General features: G+C 52.9%; 22 protein-coding genes and 2 riboswitches. Of the genes, 21 read left to right on the forward strand and 1 reads right to left on the reverse strand.

Annotated elements, in window-relative coordinates; translation table 11 throughout:
- Positions 1-35: 35 nt before the first annotated feature.
- The 10 genes from HUN04_13370 to HUN04_13415 all read left to right on the forward strand — a co-directional run bounded on the left by HUN04_13370 (position 36) and on the right by HUN04_13415 (position 12,867).
- A complete protein-coding gene (locus HUN04_13370) occupies positions 36-1,472 on the forward strand; it encodes an amidophosphoribosyltransferase (GenBank protein ID WDP90628.1) in 1,437 nt (478 codons plus the stop codon).
- A gap of 1 nt (position 1,473) precedes the next feature.
- A complete protein-coding gene (locus HUN04_13375) occupies positions 1,474-2,469 on the forward strand; it encodes a radical SAM protein (GenBank protein WDP90629.1) in 996 nt (331 codons plus the stop codon).
- Between the two features lie 35 nt (positions 2,470-2,504).
- Positions 2,505-4,616, forward strand: a complete 2,112-nt coding sequence (locus HUN04_13380; GenBank protein WDP90630.1) for an acetate--CoA ligase family protein — start codon at positions 2,505-2,507, stop codon at positions 4,614-4,616.
- Positions 4,617-4,902: 286 nt separating this feature from the next.
- Positions 4,903-5,094, forward strand: coding sequence for a hypothetical protein (locus tag HUN04_13385; GenBank protein ID WDP90631.1), 192 nt, complete (start codon positions 4,903-4,905; stop codon positions 5,092-5,094).
- Between the two features lie 166 nt (positions 5,095-5,260).
- Positions 5,261-7,474, forward strand: coding sequence for a cache domain-containing protein (locus tag HUN04_13390; protein WDP90632.1), 2,214 nt, complete (start codon positions 5,261-5,263; stop codon positions 7,472-7,474).
- Between the two features lie 407 nt (positions 7,475-7,881).
- Positions 7,882-8,865 carry a hypothetical protein gene (locus tag HUN04_13395; protein WDP90633.1) on the forward strand — a complete coding sequence of 328 codons (984 nt, stop codon included), beginning with the start codon at positions 7,882-7,884 and terminating at the stop codon, positions 8,863-8,865.
- 426 nt (positions 8,866-9,291) lie between these two features.
- The gene (locus HUN04_13400) at positions 9,292-9,963 is read left to right on the forward strand and encodes a response regulator transcription factor (GenBank protein WDP90634.1); all 672 of its coding nucleotides are present in this window, start codon (positions 9,292-9,294) and stop codon (positions 9,961-9,963) included.
- A gap of 278 nt (positions 9,964-10,241) precedes the next feature.
- The gene (locus HUN04_13405; GenBank protein ID WDP90635.1) at positions 10,242-10,535 is read left to right on the forward strand and encodes a hypothetical protein; all 294 of its coding nucleotides are present in this window, start codon (positions 10,242-10,244) and stop codon (positions 10,533-10,535) included.
- Between the two features lie 9 nt (positions 10,536-10,544).
- Positions 10,545-12,182, forward strand: coding sequence for a sodium:solute symporter (locus HUN04_13410; GenBank protein ID WDP90636.1), 1,638 nt, complete (start codon positions 10,545-10,547; stop codon positions 12,180-12,182).
- A gap of 130 nt (positions 12,183-12,312) precedes the next feature.
- Positions 12,313-12,867 (forward strand): hypothetical protein, encoded by a 555-nt coding sequence (locus HUN04_13415; protein ID WDP90637.1) that lies wholly within the window; start codon positions 12,313-12,315, stop codon positions 12,865-12,867.
- A 24-nt stretch (positions 12,868-12,891) separates the two neighbouring features.
- Here HUN04_13415 and HUN04_13420 read toward each other — a convergent pair whose 3' ends face one another.
- Positions 12,892-14,142 (reverse strand): DEAD/DEAH box helicase, encoded by a 1,251-nt coding sequence (locus HUN04_13420; GenBank protein WDP90638.1) that lies wholly within the window; start codon positions 14,140-14,142, stop codon positions 12,892-12,894.
- 269 nt (positions 14,143-14,411) lie between these two features.
- Positions 14,412-14,599, reverse strand: a riboswitch (cobalamin riboswitch).
- Between the two features lie 88 nt (positions 14,600-14,687).
- Positions 14,688-14,874, forward strand: a riboswitch (cobalamin riboswitch).
- Between the two features lie 173 nt (positions 14,875-15,047).
- On the opposite strand from HUN04_13420, the gene HUN04_13425 reads away from it, so the two are divergent.
- From HUN04_13425 to HUN04_13475, 11 genes are read left to right on the forward strand one after another with little or no spacing between them, the layout of a single operon-like run.
- Complete coding sequence (locus HUN04_13425) at positions 15,048-16,091, forward strand: iron ABC transporter permease (protein ID WDP90639.1); 1,044 nt, start codon at positions 15,048-15,050, stop codon at positions 16,089-16,091.
- Positions 16,092-16,868: an ABC transporter ATP-binding protein gene (locus tag HUN04_13430; protein ID WDP90640.1), complete on the forward strand. Its 777-nt coding sequence runs from the start codon at positions 16,092-16,094 to the stop codon at positions 16,866-16,868. It begins immediately after the preceding gene.
- On the forward strand, positions 16,825-17,808 hold the full coding sequence (locus HUN04_13435; GenBank protein WDP90641.1) for an ABC transporter substrate-binding protein: 984 nt from the start codon (positions 16,825-16,827) through the stop codon (positions 17,806-17,808). Before HUN04_13430 ends, HUN04_13435 begins: the two co-directional genes overlap by 44 nt.
- A complete protein-coding gene (gene cobI / locus HUN04_13440) occupies positions 17,805-18,509 on the forward strand; it encodes a precorrin-2 C(20)-methyltransferase (protein WDP90642.1) in 705 nt (234 codons plus the stop codon). Before HUN04_13435 ends, cobI begins: the two co-directional genes overlap by 4 nt.
- Positions 18,506-19,570 (forward strand): nucleoside recognition protein, encoded by a 1,065-nt coding sequence (locus tag HUN04_13445; protein ID WDP90643.1) that lies wholly within the window; start codon positions 18,506-18,508, stop codon positions 19,568-19,570. The genes cobI and HUN04_13445 overlap by 4 nt, the downstream gene beginning before the upstream one ends.
- A 1-nt stretch (position 19,571) precedes the next feature.
- Positions 19,572-20,822 carry a precorrin-6y C5,15-methyltransferase (decarboxylating) subunit CbiE gene (cbiE, locus tag HUN04_13450; protein WDP90644.1) on the forward strand — a complete coding sequence of 417 codons (1,251 nt, stop codon included), beginning with the start codon at positions 19,572-19,574 and terminating at the stop codon, positions 20,820-20,822.
- Positions 20,823-20,837: 15 nt separating this feature from the next.
- Positions 20,838-21,623 (forward strand): precorrin-4 C(11)-methyltransferase, encoded by a 786-nt coding sequence (gene cobM / locus HUN04_13455; protein WDP90645.1) that lies wholly within the window; start codon positions 20,838-20,840, stop codon positions 21,621-21,623.
- A gap of 3 nt (positions 21,624-21,626) precedes the next feature.
- Complete coding sequence (locus HUN04_13460) at positions 21,627-22,661, forward strand: cobalt-precorrin 5A hydrolase (GenBank protein WDP90646.1); 1,035 nt, start codon at positions 21,627-21,629, stop codon at positions 22,659-22,661.
- A complete protein-coding gene (gene cobJ / locus HUN04_13465) occupies positions 22,658-23,434 on the forward strand; it encodes a precorrin-3B C(17)-methyltransferase (GenBank protein ID WDP90647.1) in 777 nt (258 codons plus the stop codon). Before HUN04_13460 ends, cobJ begins: the two co-directional genes overlap by 4 nt.
- Before the next feature lie 21 nt (positions 23,435-23,455).
- A complete protein-coding gene (locus tag HUN04_13470; GenBank protein WDP90648.1) occupies positions 23,456-23,968 on the forward strand; it encodes a cob(I)yrinic acid a,c-diamide adenosyltransferase in 513 nt (170 codons plus the stop codon).
- The gene (locus HUN04_13475) at positions 23,965-25,431 is read left to right on the forward strand and encodes a cobyric acid synthase (protein WDP90649.1); all 1,467 of its coding nucleotides are present in this window, start codon (positions 23,965-23,967) and stop codon (positions 25,429-25,431) included. The genes HUN04_13470 and HUN04_13475 overlap by 4 nt, the downstream gene beginning before the upstream one ends.
- Positions 25,432-25,535 lie beyond the last annotated feature (104 nt).

The following is a 25,535-nucleotide window of genomic DNA, read 5'->3' on the forward strand; positions in this document are numbered from 1 at the left end:
TGAAATCAATCAATTCAAGATCGGGAAAATTAAACATGGATACAAGCGATCATTTACTCACCCCCAGTGAACGGCCCAAGGACGAATGCGGCGTATTCGGCCTCTACAAGCACCCGGAAGCGGCAAAAATAACCTATTTCGGGCTCTACGCCCTCCAGCACCGGGGCCAGGAAAGCGCCGGCATCTCCGTTAACAGAGGGATCAACGACAGGATCTTCTCCCACAAGGGCATGGGCCTGGTGCCGGACATATTCGACATGGCGGACCTGGAGCGAATTGAAGGGGGCTCGGCCATCGGCCATGTCCGCTACTCCACCACAGGGGACTCCTGCCTGGCCAATGCCCAGCCATTCGAGGTCAACCACCGCCACCGTTCCTACGCCCTGGCCCACAACGGGAACCTGGTCAACGCCCACCTCATCCGGGAGGAGCTGGAGGAACAGGGATCCATTTTCCAGACCACCATGGATTCGGAAGTCTTCCTCCACCTCTTCATTAAAAACCTGGTGAAAGGGGATATCAAAAACGCCGTAATCAAGGCTGCCGCTAAAATCGAGGGCGCCTATTCCATGATCCTGCTCACCTGCAAGGGAGAGATCATCGGCATGAAAGACCCCAACGGATTCCGCCCCCTGGCACTGGGCAAGCTCAACGGCCACTATGTTCTGGCGTCGGAAACCTGCGCCTTCGACCTGATCCAGGCGGAGTTCATCCGGGAACTGGAACCCGGGGAGATCGTCATCATCAACGAAGACGGGATCACCAGTTTCATGCACCCCAAAGCCGCGCCCAACAAATCCCTGTGCATCTTTGAATACATCTATTTTGCCCGGCCCGATTCCACCATTGACGGCAAAAATGTCTATGAAATGAGAAAGGCCCACGGCCGGCGCCTGGCCCAGGAATCCCACGTGGACGCCGACCTGGTCATGCCCTTTCCGGACTCGGGCAATTATGCCGCCATCGGCTATGCCGCCGAATCGGGCATCCCCTTTGAAATGGGCATGATCCGGAACCACTATGTGGGCCGCAGCTTTATCCAGCCCACCCAGAGCATGAGGGATTTTGCCGTAAGGGTAAAGCTCAACCCCGTGCGGGAGTTGATCAAAGGCAAGGACATCATCATCATCGAGGATTCCATCATCCGGGGAACCACGGCCAAGACCCGCGTCCGGGCCCTGAGGGAACTGGGGGCCAAAAAGATCCACATGCGGATCTCCTGCCCCCCCCATAAATTCCCCTGTTATTACGGCATTGATTTCTCTTCCAAAGGGGAACTCATCGCCTCCAGGATGCCCCTGGACGACCTGACTGAATACCTGGAACTGGACTCCCTGCATTACCTTTCCATCGAAGGAATGCTGGAGGCTTCAGGCGTGGAAAATCCGGAATGCAACTTCTGCAAGGCCTGCTTTGACGGTTCCTATCCTGTCCCCTTTGACCCCAATTTCACCAAACAATGCATGGGATAAAATGCGCAAACAGACCGTTGCCTTCTCAAAGGAGAGTTCAAACCTCTTCTTCCACATTCTGACAAAATGCAACCTGCGCTGCGCCCATTGCTACATCAACCGGGCGCAGCACGGGGACATCACCCTTGATTTAGCCACCATTAAAAACTGGCTGAACATATTTGCCCAGGATGCCCCACGGACCAATCTGATCTTTCTGGGGGGAGAACCCACCCTCCACCCGGACCTGGCGCCGGCAATAAAAACGGCAAAGTCCATGGGGTTCAAATCCATCACCATCGACACCAACGGCTTTCTCTTCCATAATATCCTGGACAAAATCAGCCCGGATGATGTGGATTTCATTTCCTTCTCCCTGGACGGCGCCACAAGGGAAACCAACGACGCCATCCGGGGGCAGGGATGCTGGGATGCCGTAATGGAGGGGATCGGGCAGTGCAAATCCAGGGGATTTTCCTGCTCCATGATCTATACGGTGTCTGAAAAAAACATCCATGAACTGGACCGCATGCCCGGCCTGGTGAAAAACCTAGGCCTTGACCGATTCTTCATCCAGGTGGTGGGCATCCGAGGGGAATCCAAGGATTCCGATGCCAGGCACCAGGTGGATAAAAAGACCTGGATGACCACCATTCCGGCGGTGGCCGAAGAGATTGCAGAAAACGGCATCATTGTCACCTACCCCAAGGTATTCCTGGAACCGGGTGAGGTGTTTCAATGTGCCGCCAATGTGGCCCGCAACCACTTTATCTTCCCCAACGGGCGGGTCTACCAATGCCCCATCTGCGAGGATTTTCCCCTCCATTCCTTTGAAATACAGGAGAACCGCCTGATCCAGCGGCCGAAAATCAACGAGCAGGATCTCTTTGCCCTGGATATTCCCGAAGGTTGCGTCATGAACAAAATGATCCAGCCGGGGAACCTGGCCCATGACGACCAGGGCCGACCCCGCCATAAAATCGCCTGCTGCATGCTCAAAGAGGAGATCACTCCTTAAATTTTCCATCTCAACCGCTCTGAAAGGATACGACCATGACTGCCCACCAGCTCAATTTCAAGGAAAGTGCGGAACTGCTCAGCCAATACCACATCCGGTCCGCCGGAAAAGAGGTCTATTCCATCTCCGATGCCCTGGGCGCGGCATGGGAGATGGGATACCCGGCAGTGGTCAAACCCGTATCCAAAAAAATCATCCATAAATCAGATGAGGGCACAGTATTCCTCAACCTGAAAAGCCCTGAGGAAGTGGAGGCTGCCTGCCGGAAACTGGAAAATAAAATGGGCGGTTTCTCGGAAAGAGACAGGGAAGGGCTCCTGGTCCAGAAAATGGTGGACAAGGGCTTTGAGCTGCTGGTGGGGGCCAAACAGGACCCGGGATTCGGCGCCATCACCATGATCGGCATCGGCGGCATCTTTGTGGAACTTTTTTCAGATGCAGCCATGGGTATCGGCGTATTATCCGCCGGTGAGGTGGAACGGATGCTGAAAAACACCAGGGCAGGGCGGGTGCTTGACGGTTTCCGCGGCCAGAATTATGACAAGGCCGCCGTCATCGACCTGGCCGTCAATGTATCGCGGCTCATGGCCCAGCACCCGGACATCAGCGAATTGGACCTCAATCCCGTGATTGTTTATGAAAAAGGGTATGCGGTGGTGGACGCCAGGCTCATCCGGGACCCGGAACATGAACGCCCCCTCTCCGAGGCGGTGGCCGGCTGGAAACAGAAAAGCGTTGATGCCATTTTCAACGCCGAATCCGTGGCCGTCATCGGCGCATCGCGGCCCGGCACCCAGGGCGGAGTCATCCTGAAAAACTGCATGGGGATAAAAAAGCTTTATCCGGTCCATCCCAAACTGAAAACCATCCACGGCCTGACCTGCTATCCCTCGCTCCAGGACCTGCCCGAAGTCCCGGAAGTCTGCGTATTTGCCGTCAGTTCTGAACGGACCGTGGCCATTTTCGAGGACTTCTGCAGGCTGGGGGGCAAAGGTGCCATCATCTTTTCCGACGGTTTTGCGGAAATGGGCCGGAGCGACCTGGAAGAGAAACTGACCCATCTCAGCGAAACATACAAGGTGGCCTTTATCGGCCCCAACTGCATGGGGGTCATCGACAATTTTTCCGGCCTGAATACCAATTACATCCCGGTACAGCGCTCGGTTCCCCCCACCCCCTCCAACTGCGTGGGGGTGATCTCCCAGAGCGGTGGTATCGGCCTGGAGCTCCTTGAAATGTTCGGGGCGGACAACCAGAACCTGGGCAAATGGGTATCCATCGGCAATGCCGCCAGCGCAGGGGTTCCTGAAATTCTCTCCCACATGGGCAATGACCCCAGGATCAAAATCATCGCCATTTACCTTGAAGGGGTGGCCGACGGCCTCAAGCTCATGAACGTCGGCAAAGAGGTGGCCAAGAAAAAACCGGTGCTCATCATCAAGGGGGGCATGGGGGGCGGGGCCCAGGCAGCCCTCTCCCATACGGCCTCCATGGCCGGATCCCACGAGGCCTTCAAGGCCTGCTGTGACCAGGCCGGGTTCTACCTGGTGGAAGAACTCACCGAAGATCCCAAAATCATTGTCAATGTTCTCTCCATTCTCACCAGCCAGCCCAAAACCGACGGCACCCGCATCGCCGTGGTCAGCGTGGGCGGCGGGGCCGGCATCCTTTTGGCCGACCAGGTCACGGAAGAGGGCATGGCATTGGCCGAATTCGCACCAGAAACCAGGCAGCAGATGCAGGATCTCATTGCCAAGGACCTCAAACCGGAACAGGCGCCCCTAAAGGGCAAGATCCTTAAAAACGTCGGCAACAATCCCATCGACCTTTTCGGCAACTGCCGGGACGACCGTCTCCTGGAATCCATCCGCATCGTGGACCGGGACCCCAACACCGATGTCATTATCGCCGCCGTTTACCTCCAGGTTCCCCTGCTCTCCGAATACCTGCCCGAACGCCTGGTGGAGCTGAAACAGGAGCTTACCAAACCGTTGATTATCTCGCCCAGGGGGTTTTCGGAATATGTGGACCGGTGCCGGACCTATATGGCGGATAAAAAGCTGCACACCTATACGGTGCCCATGATGAAACCCCTGCGCATCGCCCTGGATATATGGAAAAAGTATAATATCTCCTTTATGGAATAACCTCTGCGATATCTATTCAAGGAACTGCCCGACGAATGGGGAAGGCAGTTCCTGCGGTCCATGCCTATCCGCGATATTTCGTATCACTTTTTTGTACAAATCAACGGTAATTTTTACGAGTTTTTATAACATTTTTTTGCTATGGCATTCTTTTTCCAGTGCTCGATCCGGGCCGGTCAAGGATATCTATAACTGGCACTATTATTGCTGCCCATATAAAATACAACTTAATGCAGATAACCAGAGATCAAACGCCTGCCCCTTTTTTTAAATATGGAGCGAAAACATGAAGTACTTCATCTTGCTGTTAGCCATGATAATTGGATTTTCCGGTATTTCCATTGCGACTCCGGTTTATTTTTTTGATTCAGGCCCTCTGAATTTATCAAATACAAATCCTGCTTCAATCATGCTTGTCTTCGGGTTCAGTTTGATCGGGCTGGCCGGCCTGGGAAAAAGAAAATACCGTAACAAATAGCTTAGCGGTTCAGACCGCCATACCCACCATTCTGCCTATTGGTAATTCTATGACGTTTATTCCATTGACAAATTAAAGACTTTCTGAAACTGTTTCCTGGCAGCAAGGCATCTGCCCCGCTGCAATCCCGTTGTTTTATACTGTATAAAATCAGACAGGAGCCGGCATGAATCCCTTTGATCTGATCAAAAATTTTCCCATCCGCTACAAACTTTTATTTATCTACTCATCCTGCTTTATGGTGATCATGAGCCTATCCAGCCTTATCATCTATTCCATTGTGCGGCAGAATGTCGAAAGCAGTATTGAAAGCGAGCTTAAAAATTCCACATCAGCCATTTACAACTCTGTAAAAACAGCAGTTTCCGTATCCATAAAAAACCGGCTCAGGGGCGTCGCGGAAAAGAATTATGAGATTATCCAGCACCTTTACGAAAGGTCCCGCCAGGGAAAAATAAGTGAATCAGAGGCCATGGACCGGGCCGCAGATATCATTCTAAGCCAGAGTATCGGTACCACCGGGTATATCTGTATTCTAGACGGTTACGGCAGTATTGTCCGTCACCCTAAAAAATCACTGGAGGGGCTGGACATCTCTGACCACCAGTTTGTCCAGGAGATGATCGCCATTAAAAACGGGTACATTGAATATGAATGGCAAAATCCCGGGGATCCGGCCCCACGCCCAAAAGCCCTGTACCTGAATTATTTCAAGCCATGGAACTGGATGATCACGGTATCCTCCTATCGGAAGGAATTCCTAAAGCTGGTGGAAATCAACGATTTCAAGGAAGGGATTTTAAGCCTGACATTCGGGAAAACCGGGTATGCATATGTCATAAACACAAACGGGGATATCATCATCCATCCGGAACTGACAGGCGTCAACGTATTTACCGACAAACGGTTTTCCGGGCATTTTTTCAGGGAGATGCTGGAGAAAAAAAACGGAAAGCTCATATATTCATGGAAAAACCCCGGCGAAATCCGGTACCGGGAAAAACTGGTCTTTTTCAACTATATTCCCGAGTATGAGTGGATTGTGGCCTCATCCTCCTATATGGATGAAATCCGCTCCCCCCTTTATGCCATCAAACAGATCATTGTGCTGGTGGGCATGGCCGCCCTGGTACTATTCATCCCCATTACGGCCTTTTTGAGCGAAACCATTACCAAGCCGCTGCACTCCCTCATGACACGGTTTAAACAGGACATTGCCGGGGGGTTCAAAAACCGAGGGGTTTCCATGGCCTCCAGGGATGAGGTGGGCCAGCTGGCATTTTATTATAATTCCTTCATGGACCGGCTGGACGCCTACGACCGTGAATTGAATACGGAAATCAACGAACGGCGGCAGGTCCAGGAGGCCCTCACCGAAAGCGAGGAAAAATACCGGTCCGTGATGGAATCGGTGCCCGATCCCATCGTGGTCTACGACATGAACGGGAAGGTCACCTATATGAACCCGGCCTTTACCAAGGTCTTCGGCTATACCCTGGAAGACAGTTTGGGCAGCAAGATGGACCACTTTGTTCCCAGGGCCCACTGGAAAGAGACCATGGAAGGGATCCGGTCCATCCTTGACGGAAAAATAATCCCCAGGCTTGAGACCAAGCGCAAGGCCAAGGACGGCCGGCTCATCGATGTGACCACACGGGGGTCGGTCTACCGGAACCGCAACGGCGATCCCCTGGGTTCGGTGATCATCCACAGGGACATCTCCGAGGTGAAGCGGCTGGAAAAGGCCATCATGGAGACCGGCGAAAAGGAGCGCCAGGCCATCGGCAACGATCTCCACGACGATCTCTGCCCCCACCTCATCGGCATTGAAGGCCTGGTCAAGGTGCTCAAACGCAAAGCCGGCGACCAACTTCCGGAGGTGGAACGGTTGTCGGTCAACATCACCGAACTGATAAAAGAAGCCATCGCCAAAACCCGGCGGCTGGCCAGGGGGCTCTGCCCGGTTTACTTCAACCAGGGGCTGGAGGCCGCCCTTGAGGACCTGGTCACCAATACCCGGATGATCCACGATGTGGACTGCCGCCTCGATATCCAGGAAGGCATCAAGGTGACCAACCACATGGCCGTAATCAACCTCTACCACATCGCCGGGGAGGCGGTGCGCAATGCCATCCGCCACGGCCATGCCGATAAAATCCGTATTACCATGGCCCTCAGGGAGAACCAGCTTGAATTCTGCATTGGGGACAACGGCTCCGGCATCGCCCCGAATAACGGGGCAAAGGGCATGGGGCTGCGTATCATGAACTACAGGGCTAAAATTGTGGGTGCCTCCCTTGTGATTTCTTCGGCTCCGGAAACCGGCACCCGCATTAAACTGACCATGCCCCTGGGGGCGCTCACGGATTCGGACAATTGAAGTCAGGCGCCCAAACGCTGCCGTTTTCGGGGATAACGCAGTTAAGCATCGGAACAAAAGAAGGGATAGGAATACCTAAACGCCGGCCTTGAACGGGGAGGTTTAAACAAATTGACCTGCCATTTTAAAATTACAATAAGCAATATGAAAATGCGTGTATTCCATCGATTGGCTTTCTGGAAAACTAAGAATAGTAATGTAGAATATGGCTTTTTGTTATCTTCAGGAAATAAATTTAACAGGGCATAAAATTTACTCTTGCTTTTCGCTAAAAGAGGTGCTTTATCACTCTATTTGAATTTGCACAGGGAGACATCGACCAGTTTTTCCGTCAATATCGGATATTCAAGAGAATTGTTCTGATAATAAATACTTTATGTCGTTATAATAAAAGAGTAGGAGTTTATATGAAGCTACGGATTTATTTAATTGCATTACTGATTTTGCCATCTTTATCCTTTTCTGGTGAACTTGAAGAAAGGGCAATTATAATTAAGGCTACAGCGAATTTATTTATAGAAGAAAAGTTTGATCTACTGTCAGAAATGTCAGCCAGATATCTGGATACCGAAGAAAGGACCTCTAGTGGTTTATGGAAATTAACGTTATTTAATGCTGGGATCGGCACACTACCTAACCAGAATAACAAGGACGAGAAATACTGGGATAGTTTTGAAAAAAAAGCTTTAAGATGGGTTAAAAGCAGACCGGATTGTCCGTCAGGATATATTGCCTATTCGGAAATATTAGTGAGTAGGGCGGCTATGTATCGCGGAACTTCTTGGGCAAAAGATGTAAAAAAAGAAAATTGGAAACCATTTTATACCAATATAGGGAAAGCAAAGCAATTTTTGTATGAACACAAAACGATCGCATCTAAAGATCCTCGATGGTATGAATGTATGTTGAAAATTGCAAATCTTGAAAGTTGGGAAATATCTTCGTTTGAAGCATTGTTGGATGAAGCAATTGCAAAATTCCCTTATTATTATCAGGTGTATTTTACTGCATTTGAGTATTTTTTGCCAAAATGGCATGGAAACTCAAAGGCCATAGAAACATTTGCTCAAAAGGCAGTAAAGATAACCAAGCAAAAGGAAGCGGATTCGATGTACGCAAGGGTATACTGGTGTGCATATAGTAACCAATATGGGGCCAAGCTGTTTAAAGATTCCGATATTTCCTGGACAAAAATGATTAAAGCAATAGATGATGTGTTGTTAAGGTATCCAGACCAATGGAATATCAATCACTTTGCTTTATTTGCTGTCCTGGCTGGTGATAAAAAAAAGGCGAATGAATTAATGGAAATGATTGAGGGTGAACCTATCCTTAATGTTTGGAGAACCCGTGATACTTTTGAAAGATGTAAAGCATGGGCAACTCAATAACCTATTGCTTAACTGAATTAGTTTAATACCGGATAAAGTTGATTCTGGATAAATCAAAATTATTTGAGATTATCTTGTTCTACACCTGAAGGTATTGCCTTGGAAACCTGATAATTGGTTTGGGTTTATCTGGGTGGTTAGGCCGTGGTGCGGGGGAACGATGGAGTGGTGTATGAACTGCCGGCTGCCAGGACGGCGAAGGCGGCAGGTCATTCACTGCCTTCCCGGTCAGGACGACCGGGGAGGCTAAAACGGAATCGCTCCACCGTGCCGCGGCCGGGTTATCAAAAAACAATAAAAATCTGATCAACCGGCACCTCCTTTTTCTATCGTGATTAAATGCGTAATCCCTGACGCAGTTTTTAGTTGGCATTCTAAAAATAAAGGTGATAGGGTAAATTAAAAAATTTTCAGAATTGACGGACTATGGCTGACAAAAAGAAAATACTTCTGGTGGAAGACCACCCCATATTCAGACTTGGCCTTGCCGAACTCATCAACCAGGAGGACGACTTGGAAGCATTTGGCCAGGCCAAGGATGTGGACCAGGCCATTGAAGAGATAGAAAAAATGGGGCCGGACCTGATCATCGCCGATATCTCCCTGAAACAGTCCGACGGCATCGACCTGGTCAAATACGTCAAACAGCACCACAGGCAGATCCCGGTGCTGGTCCTCTCCATGCACGACGAATACCTCTATGCCCAGCGGGCACTCTCCGCCGGGGCCAAGGGGTATATTATGAAGCAGGAGGCCATGGAATCCGTGGTCACGGCCATCCACCATGTCCTGGACGGAAAAATCTACCTCAACGAAAAGGTAAAAGAGCACATTCTCATGTCCATGTCCGACACCCCCAAGGCAAGGGACAAAAGCCCGGTGGACCGACTCACGGACAGGGAACTGCAGGTATTCAAGCTCATCGGCCGGGGATTTTCATCCCGGGAGATTGCCGAACGCCTCTTTTTAAGCATCAAAACCATCGGCACCTACAGGGAACGGATCAAGGAAAAGCTCAACCTTAAACATGCCAATGAACTGGTCCGCTGTGCCGTGCATTTTGAAAAAACCGGCCAGATTTCAACCCAGACCCAATAACCTGGGGCATTCTATTCTGTAGGTCCGCCGACCTACCCCCGCCTAGGCCCATCCCCTAAAAACCCCCACAAGACAACCTACATTTAAAATCGGATTTCAGCCGATTGTCTTAATTCACAGGCTTTACTACATCAAAATAGCGTTCGTTCCAGATTTACAATTTACAGGCCAAGGGCTGACAAGGGGTCCGGGGCGGCAGGGGAGGCAGGAAGATTGAGGCCGACCGTTTCCGCTCCGGGCCATAATGATATCCACTTTTAATGAAGGGAGTTTATCGTATGAAAGAAAAGCTCTACAAAAAGGAGATCACCCTGACCATTGTATTCTCTGTACTCCTCCTGCTCATGGGTCACTCGGCATCCATTTTTGTACTGTTTCCTGTACTTCAGCAGGGAACCCTCTGGGGATTTCCCATCCAGTACATCGTCCCCATCCTATTGGGCTGGTTCGGCATTGCAGGGGTCTGCCTGATCATGACCCTGGTATGCAACAAATTTGACGATGAGATGGAAGAGTATGTCAATTCCCTTCCCCCTGAAACTGAAACCGATTCCGAATCCGTAAAAGAATAAGGAGGCACCATGCCAGCAGAATATGCGCTAAGTAATGTATGGATCGGCCTCGGCGTCGTGGGTATCCTTTTTGCCATTTTCTACGCCGTTGGATATATGTCATCCCGTAAAACAGCTTCCGATGAAGATTTCTACGCAGCCGGTTTTTCCATCGGCCCCGTAACCAACGGACTGGGAATGGCCGCCACATGGGCCTCCCTGGCCACCTTCCTCGGGGTTATCGCCCTGATCCTCAAACTCCAGGTGCCCTTTGTCTATTTATGGATCCAATGGGCCATCTCCATCCCGCTGCTCACCCTGCTCTACGGCACCAGCCTGAGGCGGATGAAGGCCTTTACCCCGGCCACATTTATCCGGCAGCGGTACGGAAAGCCTGCCACCGTGGTCATCGTATGCTGGATGATCCTCATCATGGTCATGTATGCCCTGGGCCAGATGATCGGTCTCGGCCGGGCCTTTGAGCTGCTCTTCGGCGTCCCCTACAACACCGCCATCATCGTTGCCGGCCTGGCAACAGTGGGTTTCATCACCGTGGGCGGCATGTACGGCGCCACCTACAACGCCGCCTTCCAGATGGTGGTCATGACGGTTGCCATGGTCGTTCCCATGGGCGCCATCATGAAGGCCCTGGGCTCCTCCGGCTGGTGGTTCCCGCCCCTGGCTTACGGCGACATGGTGCCTGAAATGATCAAGGCCATCCCCTCCTTCTTTGACATGAAATACGATTTCAGATGGTATTTCGCCCTGATCCCGGCGTTCACTCTGGGACCTGTGGCCCTTCCCCATCTGGCCATGAAGGTATTTACCTCATCTTCCGTAAAAAGCGCCCGCTGGGCCGTTGTCTGGTTCGCCCTCTTCCTGGGCCTGCTTTTCTCCGGCACCTACGTGGTTGGGTTCACCGGCAACTTTTTCACCGCCACCACCGGCCGTGTGATTGAAAAAGCCGACCAGACCCTGCTCATCCTCAACGTATTCTACAACCCGACCCTGGTGGCTGCCTTTGTTATGGGCGGCGCCGTTGCAGCCGGTCTCTCCACCATCGGCGGCAACCTCATGGCCATTGCCGGCCTGGTAGGTTCCGACCTTCTCGGAGTTATCGCACCTGACATGGACTCCTCAAAAAAGATGAGATGGGGATATGCAGCCCTTGCCATGGGCGGCCTGCTTGCCATCCTCATGGCCTTCAAACCGCCTAAGTTCCTGGTCACCTCCATCCTCTGGGCCTTCGGTCTTTTGGCCACCACAGCGACGCCGGCCATCCTCCTGGGCGTCTGGTGGAAAGAAGCCAATAAGCTGGCACTGATTGTGTCTTCCACCCTGTGCGGTTTCCTCTATATTGTGATCTCTCCCCATGTAATCCCCTCCATCGTTGTGGGCGGCGGCCTTGTGGCCAAGCTGGGCATGTCAGGCGGTATGGTGACCATCCCCCTGAGTTTTGCCATGTTCATCGTCCTGTCCATCGCCTTCAACCGGATGGCGGTATTTAAATCCTTTGCCCCCACCCTTGCCGACAAACGGGTTATCGACCGGATCCACGGCTGGGGCACGGACTATGAAGAGACCCGCTACAACGGCATTACCGTACCCATCATCGCGGCAGCCGTCTGTATGGCCATCTTCTTCTGGGGACTGGTTCCCTGGACGTAACAATATGAAGTTGATCGGAAAACATTAATTGTTTTCTCCTATGGGGAATGACCTGACCCCCACGCAGTGCCCGGGATGGGCCCGGGCACTGCAACAACTTTCACCATCAGGAAAAATAAAGGCGGAAAAAATGAATTACCTGAACACCATGGGAAGCCTTTTAAGTTTCGGCCACACCTTTTCTTTGAAAACCGAGAAGGATATCAAGCGGCTCCAGCTCTACTGCATCGTCAATGTGCTGGTGCTGGGCTTGATTTACGGCGGCTCCGCAGCGCTGTTTAGCAATATTATTCTCGGAACAAAGGGAATCACAGCCGGTACCGCAGATCTTGCCAAGGTGGTGATTGCAGGCATTCCCGTGGCCTTTTTCATGCACGCCGGCGCCGCCCTGTTCATCTGGGTCTTCCTCAAGGCCATGGGCGGGAAAGCCGACTTTATGAGCGCCTATTTCCACATCGGCGCCGCCGCCATTTCCCTCTGGCCCCTGGCCCCCTTTGCCGCCGTTCTCCAGGCGGGCATTGCCACGCCTCCCCTGGCGATGATCGCAGGAATCCTCTGCCTCTATGCCTTTGCCGTAAACGTAAAAATCATCCAGGCGGCATTCAGGCTGTCGGCCCTGCGCATGACCCTGGCCACCTCGGTAACCGTCATGTACATCAGCTGTTTTTTATACCTGTGGACCTAGTACAATAGGGAGAGGATAACCGCTCTATTTACGCTTTTTTCCCTTTGATTTTTTCTTCCGCCGCCCCTTCTCCCATTCCTCGTTGGCCTGGATCATGTCCTGGATGGATTCCGGGCCGTCAAGGACATCTACGGTGAGGGTGTATTCCTCTCTGCCCATTTTGACCTGTTCTATTTCTTTATTGAGAAACCCTTCGATATCCGCCAGCAGCGCCTTTTCCCCCTCACTGCAGAATGATACGGCAGAGCCCTTTTCCCGCCCCCGGCCGGTCCGCCCGACTCTGTGGACATAGACCTCTTTCTGGTCCGGCAGATCATAGTTGACCACATAATCCACATTGGGAATATCGATCCCCCGGGCCGAGACATCCGTGGCAATGAGAATGTTCTCTTCTCCCCGCTTAAACGCCTCCATGACTTCCAGGCGCTGGGCCTGTTCTTTCTGCCCGTAAATGGTCAGGGCGGAAATCCCGCTCCGGCCCAGGGCCTTTGCCACCCTTTCAGCCCGCACCGTGGTCCTGACAAAAACCAGGACCTTTGCCCCCTCATGGTCCCTGATAAACCGCCGGAGAAAAAACCGTTTGTCATCCATTTCCACGAAAAAGACATAATGGGAAACATTTTTGGATACCGGGTCATCCGGGGAAATCTGGATCCGGATGGCGTTGGACTTCACCTGGGAGAAGGCCAGCTTCTTGATCTCTTTATTAATGGTGGCGGAAAAGAACAGGGTCTGGTGACGCTGCCTCAAATGGCGCTTGATGGACTGGATATCCTGGATGAATCCCCGGTCAAGCATCTGGTCGGCCTCGTCCAGCACCAACATTCTCACCCGGCTCACATCAATGGCTTTCTGGCTGATGAGATCGAACATCCGGCCCGGGGTGGCAATGAGGACATCGATCCCCTGGCCCAGCTTTTGTATCTGGGGATCCTGTTCCACACCGCCGAACACGGCAAAGGGCCTTACCCGGGTCCGGCTGCACAGGGCGGTGAACACCTCGTGGATCTGGACGGCCAGTTCCCTGGTGGGCACCATGACGATGCAGTAAATCCCTCTTTGGGTACCGGCGGCCTTGGCCTCAATGACACGGTTGATTACCGGGACGGCAAATGCGACTGTTTTGCCCGTTCCGGTCTGGGCAATGGCCAGGACATCCTCACCTTTCAAAATGGAGGGTATGGCCTTATACTGGATATCTGTGGGGCGTTTCAGTCCCTGGCGGGCCAGGTTCTTTTTCAGGCCCGCATTTATGGGGTAGGTATCAAATTTCATGATATGCTTTCATTTTAAGGGTTTGGCAGAATCATACAGAGGACAGAGGTAAAAGGCAAGGCGGATACGCCGCCAAAACGAGGGGGCCCTGACAATCCCGTGATCATCAGGGCCCCCATAGAACCGCCCCCCGGTTCTCAGACGCTGCCTGGCAACGCAGCGCCGGTTACCTGTTTTCTTTAGAAAACAAAACATCCTTCTGTCCACGTCAAAAACAGAAGGATGCATCCAAATCACGTAATCCGGATCCCTGTCTTCCGCAGAGATGGCACAGGTAAAACGCATACGTCAGGTCTTCTGGCTTAGGCATCACCGGCTGCCTCACCTTCCCGGCACAAGTTCTGCCAGTGGTTTACGGGGCAACCTATCCATTCACAGCGGCGGGACCGCTCCTGATTTCCACAGGATTCCCTGTTCGTACACCTGTTTGCTACAAAACCTGGCGCAGTTTGTCAATATTAATTTTACCCGGATCAACCGCCTGAATTCAAAGGCAAAACCATTGATACAAAAGGCTTTTCCTTGACATGGGGCTGAAAACCGCGTATTTTACCGGATTGTCAGGTGCTGCTTCGGCAGTTAAAAGGGAATCCTGTGAGAATCAGGAACGGGCCCGCCGCTGTAACCGGGGATGACCTCCGCCATTACCACTGATGAACCACTGCATTGGGAAGGGGCGGACAGTAAAGAGATCCGAAAGTCAGAAAACCTGCCTGATGTACTGATCCATGCAAGTCACCCGGAAGGTGCGGATCATATTGATGTGGAAAAATACGGTTCCCGGATCAAGCAATTGGTCCGGGTTTTTATTTTTATGCCCCGGAAGGCCATTTGACACGTTTTATCCTGCATAAATTAAAACCGTTTCCCACCCTCCAATGCAGTAACGGGCAAAGGGGACGGCAATGAGGTCCCCTGTTCTTGAATCGGGAAAAACCGGTTTTCTGGCCGGCGGATTCCTGTTGATTCTCTGCCTCATGGTCATGGTCTCCCTCTCCATGGGTTTTTTATCCATCCCCCTGGATGCCATGATGTCCGTGATCTCCGAACGAATTTTCCACGGCAGCCTGCCGAATCTTCCCATGGCCGAAACCTACGCCGCGGTCATTTTCGACGTCAGGTTGCCCAGGATTTTAACCTGCGCGGCCGTGGGGGCCGCCTTGTCCGTATCCGGGGTATTGTTCCAGGGCATTCTGCTCAATCCCCTGGCCGATCCCTATACCCTGGGGGTTTCAGCCGGTGCGGCCTTTGGGGCCAGCCTGGCCATCCTGCTCAACCTGTCGGCCGCCTATGTGTCCATCCCTCTGCTGGCCTTTGTCGGGGCCTGTGCCACCTTGTTTTTTGTCCTCTTTTTGTCCTGGTCCCCCAGGCAGCGGGCAGGGGGCCTTTCCTCCAACAACTTGATCCTCTCAGGCATTATCGTGGCCGCCATCCTTTCCGCCGGCATCAGTTTTCTTAAATTCATTGCCAATGAGCAGGTTTCGGTGATCATTTTCTGGCTCATGGGCAGCTTTGCCTCCAAGACCTGGGCCAACTTCTGGGTGGTACTGGGTTTCCTTGGGCTGGGCTTTGTGGTTTCCCTTTATTATGCCCGGGATTTGAATCTGATCTCCCTGGGCGACCGGTCCGCCGCTAGTTTGGGCGTAAATATCAAAAGGGTGACCATTATCCTGTTGGTTACCGGCTCCATGCTGGCCGCCGTCTGTGTTTCCATTTCAGGCATCATCGGATTCGTCGGACTTCTGGTGCCCCATATGGTCCGGTTTATCACGGGTCCGGACAATAGAAGACTGCTGCCCGTATCCCTGCTGTCCGGGGCTGTTTTGCTCCTGGGAGCCGACACCATTACCCGGGCGGTACTGCCCAATGAAATCCCCATCGGCATCCTAACGGCCCTTACCGGCGGCCCTGTATTCTGCTGGATCTTCAAACGGAGCCGGATGAAATAAATGGGCATTTTTGTCGAAAATATCAATTTTTCCTATGGAGAACGCCCCATCCTGAAAGAGGTGTGCTGCGAATTCAGGGACGGGGCCTTTCATTCCATCCTCGGGCCCAACGGCAGCGGGAAAACCACCCTGCTGGATACGATTTCCGGATTTATTCCGCCGGATAAGGGTGAAATCAGAATCGGCAGCGACAGGATAAGCGGCCTGCCAAAACGCCAGCTGGCCAAATCCATCGCCCTGGTATCTCAGGACTATGCAGTTAATTTCCCCTTTAGTGTCAGGGAGGTGGTGCTCATGGGCCGGCACCCCTATATAGACCGGTTTGCCCATCCCGGGAAAAAAGACATTGAGATGGCAGACCGGGTGATGGAAGAAACCGGAATTTCAAGGATGAAGGACAGGAAGATCACCGAACTGTCCGGGGGGGAAAAACAGCGGTGCATCTTTGCCAGAGCGCTCTGCCAGGATACCCCCTACCTCCTTCTTGACGAGGCCTTTTCCAATATGGACATCAGCCATACCCTTCACCTGCTGGGCCTGTTAAAGGAACAGGTCCGGTCCGCCGGCAAAACCGTCATTGCCGTGCTCCATGACCTCAACCTGGCCTCGGCCTGGTCCGACAGCCTGATTTTTTTAAAACAGGGGCGGATCCTGGCCAAAGGGAGCACCCCTGATACCTTTACCCGGGAAAATATCCAGACCGTATTCAACGTAAATGCAAAGGTTAGTTACAATGACTACACCCAGTCCAAACAGGCTTATTTCAAAGTTTCCTAACCGTTTCCGCCGGTTTTGGGCCGGCCTGGCTGCAGTGGGCGTACTCCTTTGCCTGGCCGGGATGTCCGCGGCATCATCCGTCACCGACCACAACGGCCGCAACCATGAATTTGACACCCCTTTTACCCGGATTATTTCCCTGTACGGTGCCCATACGGAAAACCTGTTTTACCTGGGGGCAGGGCCCCAGGTCATCGGCGTGTCCGTCAACGACACCTACCCGGCATCGGTGGAGACCAAACAGCGGTTCTCATACCATGATGATCCTGAAAAATTCCTGGCGGTAAAGCCGGACCTGGTACTCATCCGCCCCATGATTGAAAACGGCTACCCCCAGTTTGTCCGCCAGCTCAGGGCCTACGGCATCACCGTCATCTCATTCCAGCCGGCAAGCATCGAAGATGTTTACGATTATTGGATGGCGCTGGGCGAACTCACAGGCCGGACAAAGGAGTCCGCCACCCTGGTCCGCCGGTTCAAAACCAATATTAAGGAGATCCAGGCCCTTACCGGGCCCATTTCCCCCAAAAAAAGGGTCTACTTCCAGGCCATTCACAGGCGGATGCGGACATTCACCTCCGGCGCCATGCCCATTTTCGCCCTGGAAACGGCAGGCGGCATAAATGTGGCAAATGATGCAAAAGCCTCCCGCAACACCAATGTGGCGGTTTACGGCAAGGAAAAGATATTGTCCAGGGCCGGTGAAATAGATGTGTTTCTGGCCCAGAAGGGGATCATGAACCCCATCAGGACATCCGACATCATCAATGAACCTGGATTCCACATCATCAAAGCCGTCAAGGAAAACCAGGTTTATTTAATCGACGAAAGTACGGTATCCCGTCCGGTACCGCGGCTTTACCAGGGTATACTGACCATCGGCAGGCTGCTCTACCCTGACATATTTACACCCAACAGATTTAAGAAGGACATTCTATGACATCCACAGGAAAATTGTTCGGCATCGGTGTCGGACCCGGAGACCCCGAACTGATCACTGTAAAAGCGGTTAAGGCCATCGAACGGGCCGACATCATTTTTACGGCGGCCTCCAGCAAGAACCCATACAGCCTGGCAGTTGAAATCGCCGCCCCTTATATCTCGGCCTCGGCCGTTACCCGGCAGCTGGGCTTCCCCATGACAAAACATTCAGACGAAGTCGAAGCGGCATGGATCGCCAACGCAGAAGAAATTGCCACCGAACTCAAGGCGGGAAAAACGGTCGCCTTCCTCACCCTGGGGGACCCAATCACTTACTCCACCTTTGGATATATCCTTAAAAAAATGAAACGGATCATGCCGGAAGCCGATATTGAAACCATCCCCGGCATCACCTCTTTTCATGCGGCGGCCGCCCGGCTGAACCGGATACTAGTGGAAGGGGAGGAATCCCTGCTGGTCACCTCCGGTGCCTATGGCGGTGAACAGATCCGCAGGGTTGAAGGGGTTGAAAATGTGGCCATTGTCAAAGCCTATAAAAATATCAAAGACCTGAACAATGCCCTAAAAGAAACCGGGCTCTATGAAAACGGCGTGGCCGTATCCAAGTGCGGACGGGACAAGGAATCCATCATTGACGACCTGGGAGAGCTCGAAACCCGGGATCCTGATTACTGGACCTTGATTCTGGCCTCAAAATGAAAAAACAGCCCAAAATAAAGCTGAAGAAGCTGGGGCTTTCCCTGGCATTCTCCCTGGGCGTCCTGGTGTTCTGCACAGCGGCCTTCGACACCGTGACCCTGGATATTCTCGGCCGGCGGCTTTTCCTTCCCCTGGGCCGCCTGCTCATGTTCATCTGCATCGGGCTTGCTGCCGGCCAGGCCATCGAAGCGCTTGGCTGGACAAGGGAGGTGGCCGTTCTTGCCCGCCCCTTTTTCAGATTTGCAAAAATGGGGCATCACTGCAGTGCGGCATTTACAACGGCATTTTTATCCGGCGCGGCGGCCAACGCCATGCTCCTGGACTTTTACCAGGAAAAGAAAATAACCAAACTGCAGCTTTTTCTCTCAAACTATATCAACCAGTTTCCGGCGTTTTTCCTTCATTTGCCGACCACCATGTTTATCGTACTGCCATTGACAGGTATGGCCGGGGCTTTGTATTTTCTTTTGACTTTTCTGGCCACCCTGCTACGCACCTTTTTATTCCTGATGTTCGGACACATTTATCTGGGCCGCCTCAAACCCGCCGGTGCCGGAAATACCCGGGAAAGGATGGCAGCAAAAACAGGGCAAGGAGAAAAAGGGTTCAAGGCCGCAGTGGAAAGAGTCAAAAAACGGCTGCCGGCCCGAATCGTGAATATAATGATATGGGTACTCCCCATTTACACCATTGTCTTCCTGCTTCACCTGAACGGTGCTTTTGATGCCATGAACAGGGCTTTGTCCAGCCATATCAGCACAGAAATCATACCGGTCGAGTCCCTGTCCATTGTCATTTTAAGCTTTGCGGCCGAATTCACCTCTGGTTTTGCCGCTGCCGGGGCCCTTATGGACGCCGGGGTACTCACCGTCAAACAAACCGTTTTGGCGCTTCTTCTTGGGAATGTACTGGCCTTTCCCATCCGAGCCCTGCGGCATCAGATCCCCAGATATATGGGAATTTTTTCTCCAAAAATGGGGCTCCAGCTATTGCTTTCCGGGCAGGCATTTCGGATTGCCAGCCTGATTTTAACCGGATTTATCTATTATTTGGTGGCCTGAAATGAATATTGTACATGTCATCGGCATTGGCCAGGGTAAGTCAGATCTGACCGCATCCCATCTGCGGCGTATCCGTGAAGCCGACCTTCTTGTCGGCGGTGAACGTCACCTTGCCCTGTTTTCAGAATGCACCGGCGAGACATTAGCCATAAAAGGGGATATTCCAGCGGTCATCGGCCGAATCAAGGACCAGATGGATGCCAAGAAAATAGTCGTTCTGGCCTCGGGAGACCCCCTGTTCCACGGCATCGGGGCAACACTGGCCAGATCCATTCCCATGGAACGGCTCAGGATTCATCCCAATATCACCGCGGTGGGCGCTGCCTTTGCCGCCATCTGCCAGCCCTGGCACGACGCAAAGCTCGTCAGCCTCCACAGCCGGACCGGCCATGAATTTGGCTTCCCTTCCCTGGCCTGTGAAAATAAGGTCGCCTTTTTGACCGGGCCCTCAAAAGATCCTGTATTTATCGGCAAACAATTGATGGCCAATGGATTGGATGGGTTCCGGGTATGTGTATTGGAAAATCTCGGCCACCCCGACAAAGAAAAGATAACCTGGTTCACCGATTACCGGCTGCTGGCGGCCGGCACCTTTTCCCATCCCAATATCGTTATTCTTATCCGGGCCCCGCTGGCCCCTGACCAGGCCGCCGCTAAAATTGTTTCACATGAAACATATACGGGAATGCCCGATGATTTCTTCCGGCACTCCAGGGGATTAATTACCAAATCCGAGATCAGGGCCCTTTCGCTGTCCAGGCTCCGGCTCACCCAAAAAGACCATGTGCTCTGGGATATCGGCTCCGGTTCGGGTTCAGTTGGAATCGAGGCCGCCATTCAGCTTCCCTGGGGACAAGTTTACGCCGTGGAAAAGAACAAAACCCGGTTGCCGGACATCATCCACAATGTAAAAAATTTTGAACAGCCCAACGTAAAGGTTGTTAACCTGAATTTCCCGGAGGGGCATGAAACCCTTAAGACACCGGACCGGATATTCATCGGCGGCGGGGGACAGGGGCTGGACAATATACTTGACTGCTGCTGCAACCGGATCAAAACCGGGGGCATCATCGTGGTGAACACCGTTGTCATGGAAAGCATGGATACCGCCATGCGTACCCTGACGGACAAGGGGTTCACCCCCGAGATGATTCAAGTCCAGATTTCACGGGCAAAGTCCATGCCCTACGGCAACCGGCTGGATGCTCTCAACCCTGTCTGGATCATATCCGGCAGAAAACCCAAACTATAGTTTAAGGTGAACACAATGACAGACACCATCCACCCCATCATATTCGCAGGCGCCGGCCCCGGAGATCCAGAACTGATGACCATCAAATCCATGAAGGCCATTGAACAGGCCGACCTGGTGGTCTATGCGGGCTCCCTGGTTCCCGAAGCCGTCCTCTGCTGGAAGGGTGAAAATACTGAAACTATATCCTCTGCCGGCATGACACTGGAGGATATCATTGAAACCATGGTGGAAAAAACAAGGGCCGGCAAGCGTGTGGTCCGCCTCCACACCGGTGATCCTGCGCTGTACGGGGCCATCTTCGAACAGATCAGGGAACTCCAGGCCCTGGACATTCCGTACACCGTTATTCCCGGGGTAACGGCCGCCTTTGCAGCATCCGCATCCATGGGCATGGAATACACCCTGCCCGAAGTGACCCAGACCCTGATCCTGACCCGGATGTCCGGCCGCACTCCGGTGCCTGAAGCCGAAGCCCTCGAGAAGCTGGCTGCCCACCAATGTTCAATGGCCATCTATCTGAGCATCGGGCTTGTGGAGGATGTCCAGGCCATCCTGGCGGACAATTACGGGCCAGACAGCCTATGTGCCGTCGCCTACAAGGTCAGCCACCCGGAAGAACAAATTTATTATACCCGAATCAACCGGTTGTCTGAAACCTGCAGAGACAAGGGCATCACCCGCCACGCCCTCATCATCGTCGGCAAGGTGGTGGAAGCCTGCCAGGGGAATATGGACCTGGTCAAATCCAAGCTTTACGATGCCGGATTCACCCATGGCTACCGCAAGGCAAGCAGATAGATAATGGCATCAGATCCTGCCATATGGGCCATCACCCCCAACGGCATCCGCCTTGGACTCAGGCTGTGCCGCAGAATGGAAGGCGCCTCTGTTTTCGTTCCTGACAGGGAAATAGACAACCCCTCCCTGGACGGACATGCCGGCGTTCATTTTTTTCCCAGCCTCAGGCCGACCCTTAAAGCGGAATTTAACAGGTTCAGCGCCCATATTTTTATCTTTTCCACCGGGATTGCCGTAAGGATGATCGCACCGCTTTTGGATTCCAAGCTGAGGGATCCGGCTGTGGTCGTCCTGGATGAAAAAGGGCTGCACGCCATCAGCCTGGTCTCCGGCCACCTTGGCGGGGCAAATGCACTGGCCCGCCGCGTTGCAGACCTTATTAATGCGGTCCCTGTGATTACCACGGCAACAGACCTCAATAAACTGCCCTCCATTGACATGATCGCCAAGGAGGCCGGACTCACTATTGAAACCCCCGGTGCCATCAAATTTGCCAATATGAAACTATTGAAGGGGGAACCCGTATCCATTGTTGACCCCCTTAAACTCATCACCCCGCAAATACCGGCGCACCTTATCACGACCAAAACCCAAAAGGTTCCCGACATTATCTGCACCTGGGTCACCATGAAAGTTCCACGTGAAACATTGGTCCTCAGGCCTAAAAACCTGGTTATCGGAATGGGCTGCAATAGAAACACCCCCATGGCAGATATGCTTGAGTTCCTTACCGCCACCTTCAAGAATGAGAACCTGAGCATGACATCCATCTCTGCGCTGGCCACCACATCGGTGAAGGCGGATGAAGAAGGGATGCTGGCCCTGGCAGAAGAACTGGATATCCCCATCCGGTTCTATGATAAAGACCAGTTAAACAGTGTGGAAACCATTGTAAACCCGTCAAAAATGGCGGAAAAATATTTAGGAGTAAAGAGCGTATGCGAAGCAGCAGCAATTCTGGGAGCAAACCGGGGCAGGCTGATTCTGCCAAAGAAGAAAACCAGGGACGTCACCCTGGCGGCAGCCCTAGCGGAATGAAACTTTACGTGGTGGGCACGGGCCCCGGAAACTCAAACCACATGTCCGGCAGGGCGAAAGAAGTGATTGAAAAGGCCGACTGCATTGCCGGCTACACCACATACATTGACCTAATCCAGGACCTGGTGGATGGGAAAAAGCTGATTTCCACCGGAATGATGAAGGAAATAGACCGGGTGGAACAGGCCATTGACACGGCCCTGGCCGGGAAAAGCTGCGCACTGATCTCGGGAGGGGACCCTGGCATCTACGCCATGGCCGGCCTGGTTTTCGAACTCTGTGAGAAACGGAACATCCCCATTGGCAGATCGGAACAGGGAACCGATTCAAAGACACTTGTGGTCGAAGTCGTCCCCGGGATACCGGCGCTGGCAGCCGGAGCCGCCTTGGCAGGGGCTCCGCTCACCCACGATTTTGCCGCTGTCTCCTTGAGCGACCTTCTCACCCAGTGGGAAACCATAGAAAAACGGATCACCTGTGCAGCCATGGCGGATTTTGTCATTGTTCTTTATAATCCCAAGAGCAAAAAAAGGGACTGGCAGTTGGGGCGGGCCCGGGAACTGATCATGGAACACCGGGCAGGCAGCACTCCTGTTGCCGTGGTCACCGGAGCCATGCGGGAGAACCAAAAAATTGAGTTCACCACCCTGGCTGAAATGGAGAAGGCCGAAGTGGGGATGCAGACCGTACTCTTCATCGGCTCCGGTGCCTCTATGCGGTACATGGACTTTTTGTTCACACCCCGGGGATACACCAAAAAATACACGGACTGATACGGGCAAGGAAGGTGCAGTGTGAAAGGATATATCCAGGTTTATACAGGTAACGGCAAAGGCAAAACAACGGCCAGCATCGGTCTTGCTGTCAGGGCGGCCGGTGCAGGACTCAAGGTGTTTATCGTGCAATTCATGAAGCAGGGGGACTACTCGGAAATCAAGGCCCTTTCCGCATTGGAGAATATCAATGTGGAACAATACGGCGCCGGGAAGTTTGTCAAAGGGAAACCCTCAGAAGAAGAAAAACAGCACTGCGCCCTGGGATACCGACGGTTATGCAGCCTACTTGAAACCGGCGACTATGACCTGGTGATTGCCGAAGAGGCGAATGTTGCCGGCATGTGCGGCCTTCTCACCGAAAAGGAAATCCTTCATCTCATGGACATCAAGCCCGACCACGTGGAACTCGTGCTTACGGGCAGGGGGGCCATGGATACCGTTATTCAAAGGGCGGATCTAGTCACTGAAATGAAGGAGATCAAACATTATTTTAAGCAGGGCGTAAAAGCCCGAACGGGCATTGAAAAATGAAAAATCACATTGCGGTATTTGGTACAGGGTCCGATGTGGGCAAGAGCATTGTAGGCGCCGCCATCTGCAGAAGCCTCGCAGACCGCGGGGTGAAGGTGGCCCCCTTCAAGGCCCAGAACATGTCAAATAATTCAGGCATCACCCCGGAAGGACTGGAAATGGGGCGCGCCCAAATTGTCCAGGCCGAAGCCGCCAGGATTTCTCCCCATGTGGATATGAATCCTATTTTGCTCAAACCCACCGGAGAAAAGCAGTCCCAGGTCGTGCTGAACGGCCTGGTCCACGGCAACCATACGGCAATGGATTACCATAGAAATAAAGAGTTTTACAGAAAAGAGGCCGGGGCGGCCTTTGACCGCCTCTCCTCACGATACGACCGGATCGTCCTGGAGGGTGCCGGCTCCTGCGCGGAAGTCAACCTCATGCCCAATGACATTGTTAACTTTGCCATGGCCGAATATGCCGGTGCAGATGTTATTCTCACGGCCGATATCCACAGAGGCGGCGTATTTGCACAGATCATCGGCACCCTGGACTGCCTTCCGGATAAATACAGAAACATGGTCAAAGGGTTTATTGTCAACCGGTTCAGGGGAGATATCGCCCTGTTTAAAGAGGGGGTGGACTGGATTGAGCAGCGGACAGGAAAACCGGTCTTCGGGGTGCTGCCCTGGTACACCCATTTCAGGATTGATGCCGAAGATTCCGTAGAGATCGAAGCCTGCAACAATGACGGGCCGGTCCATCCGGATAAACCTGCGATTGCCGTTATCCGGCTGCCCCATATTGCCAATTTTACAGATATCCACGCCCTGTCAGCCATGGAGGAACTGGATGTCCGGTTTATCGACAAGCCAGCGGATCTGTCCCGGTTCAAGGCGATCATTCTGCCGGGGTCCAAAAATACCCGGGCCGACCTCCGGTGGGCCAACAACAATTTCAAAGGCGCCCTGGCGGCCTATGTAAAAAACGGCGGCCATATCCTGGGTATCTGCGGGGGCTACCAGATGCTGGGAAAAACCGTAGAAGATCCTGAGGGATTAGAAGGCATTCCAGGCGATACCGAAGGGCTGAGCCTGCTACCGGTAAAAACACGTCTTAAATCGCCTAAAACCACCACTATTTCGGATTTCACCTGGCAGGGCCCCTCAGGCGCCGGATATGAGATCCATATGGGAGAGACCCTGCGCCACGGCGGCGCCCCCCTGGTCCAGGTAACCGCAAGGAACGCCCGGGCCTGCGATGATGTCGATGGCTGTGTCCGCGATGACGGACGGGTGGCCGGTACCTATATCCACGGTTTTTTTGACCACCCGGGCATCTGCAGAAAGTGGCTTGAAACCATCGGCGTGGACACGGGGGAGTTCCACATGGAACAGGGCCTTGCAGACAAGAAAGAGGCGGACTACACCCGGCTTAAAGAACATTTTGAATCCCATGTAGACATCACCAGCCTTTACTGACAACGAAACGGCGGTGCCGTCATATCCTGATAAGAGAGGGCGGAAATACTGATTTCCGCCCTTTACTTTAAGGAAGATTTTTTTTATCCTGACTCAATCCAAAA

This window comes from Desulfobacter sp., assembly GCA_028768525.1.
Classification (GTDB): domain Bacteria; phylum Desulfobacterota; class Desulfobacteria; order Desulfobacterales; family Desulfobacteraceae; genus Desulfobacter.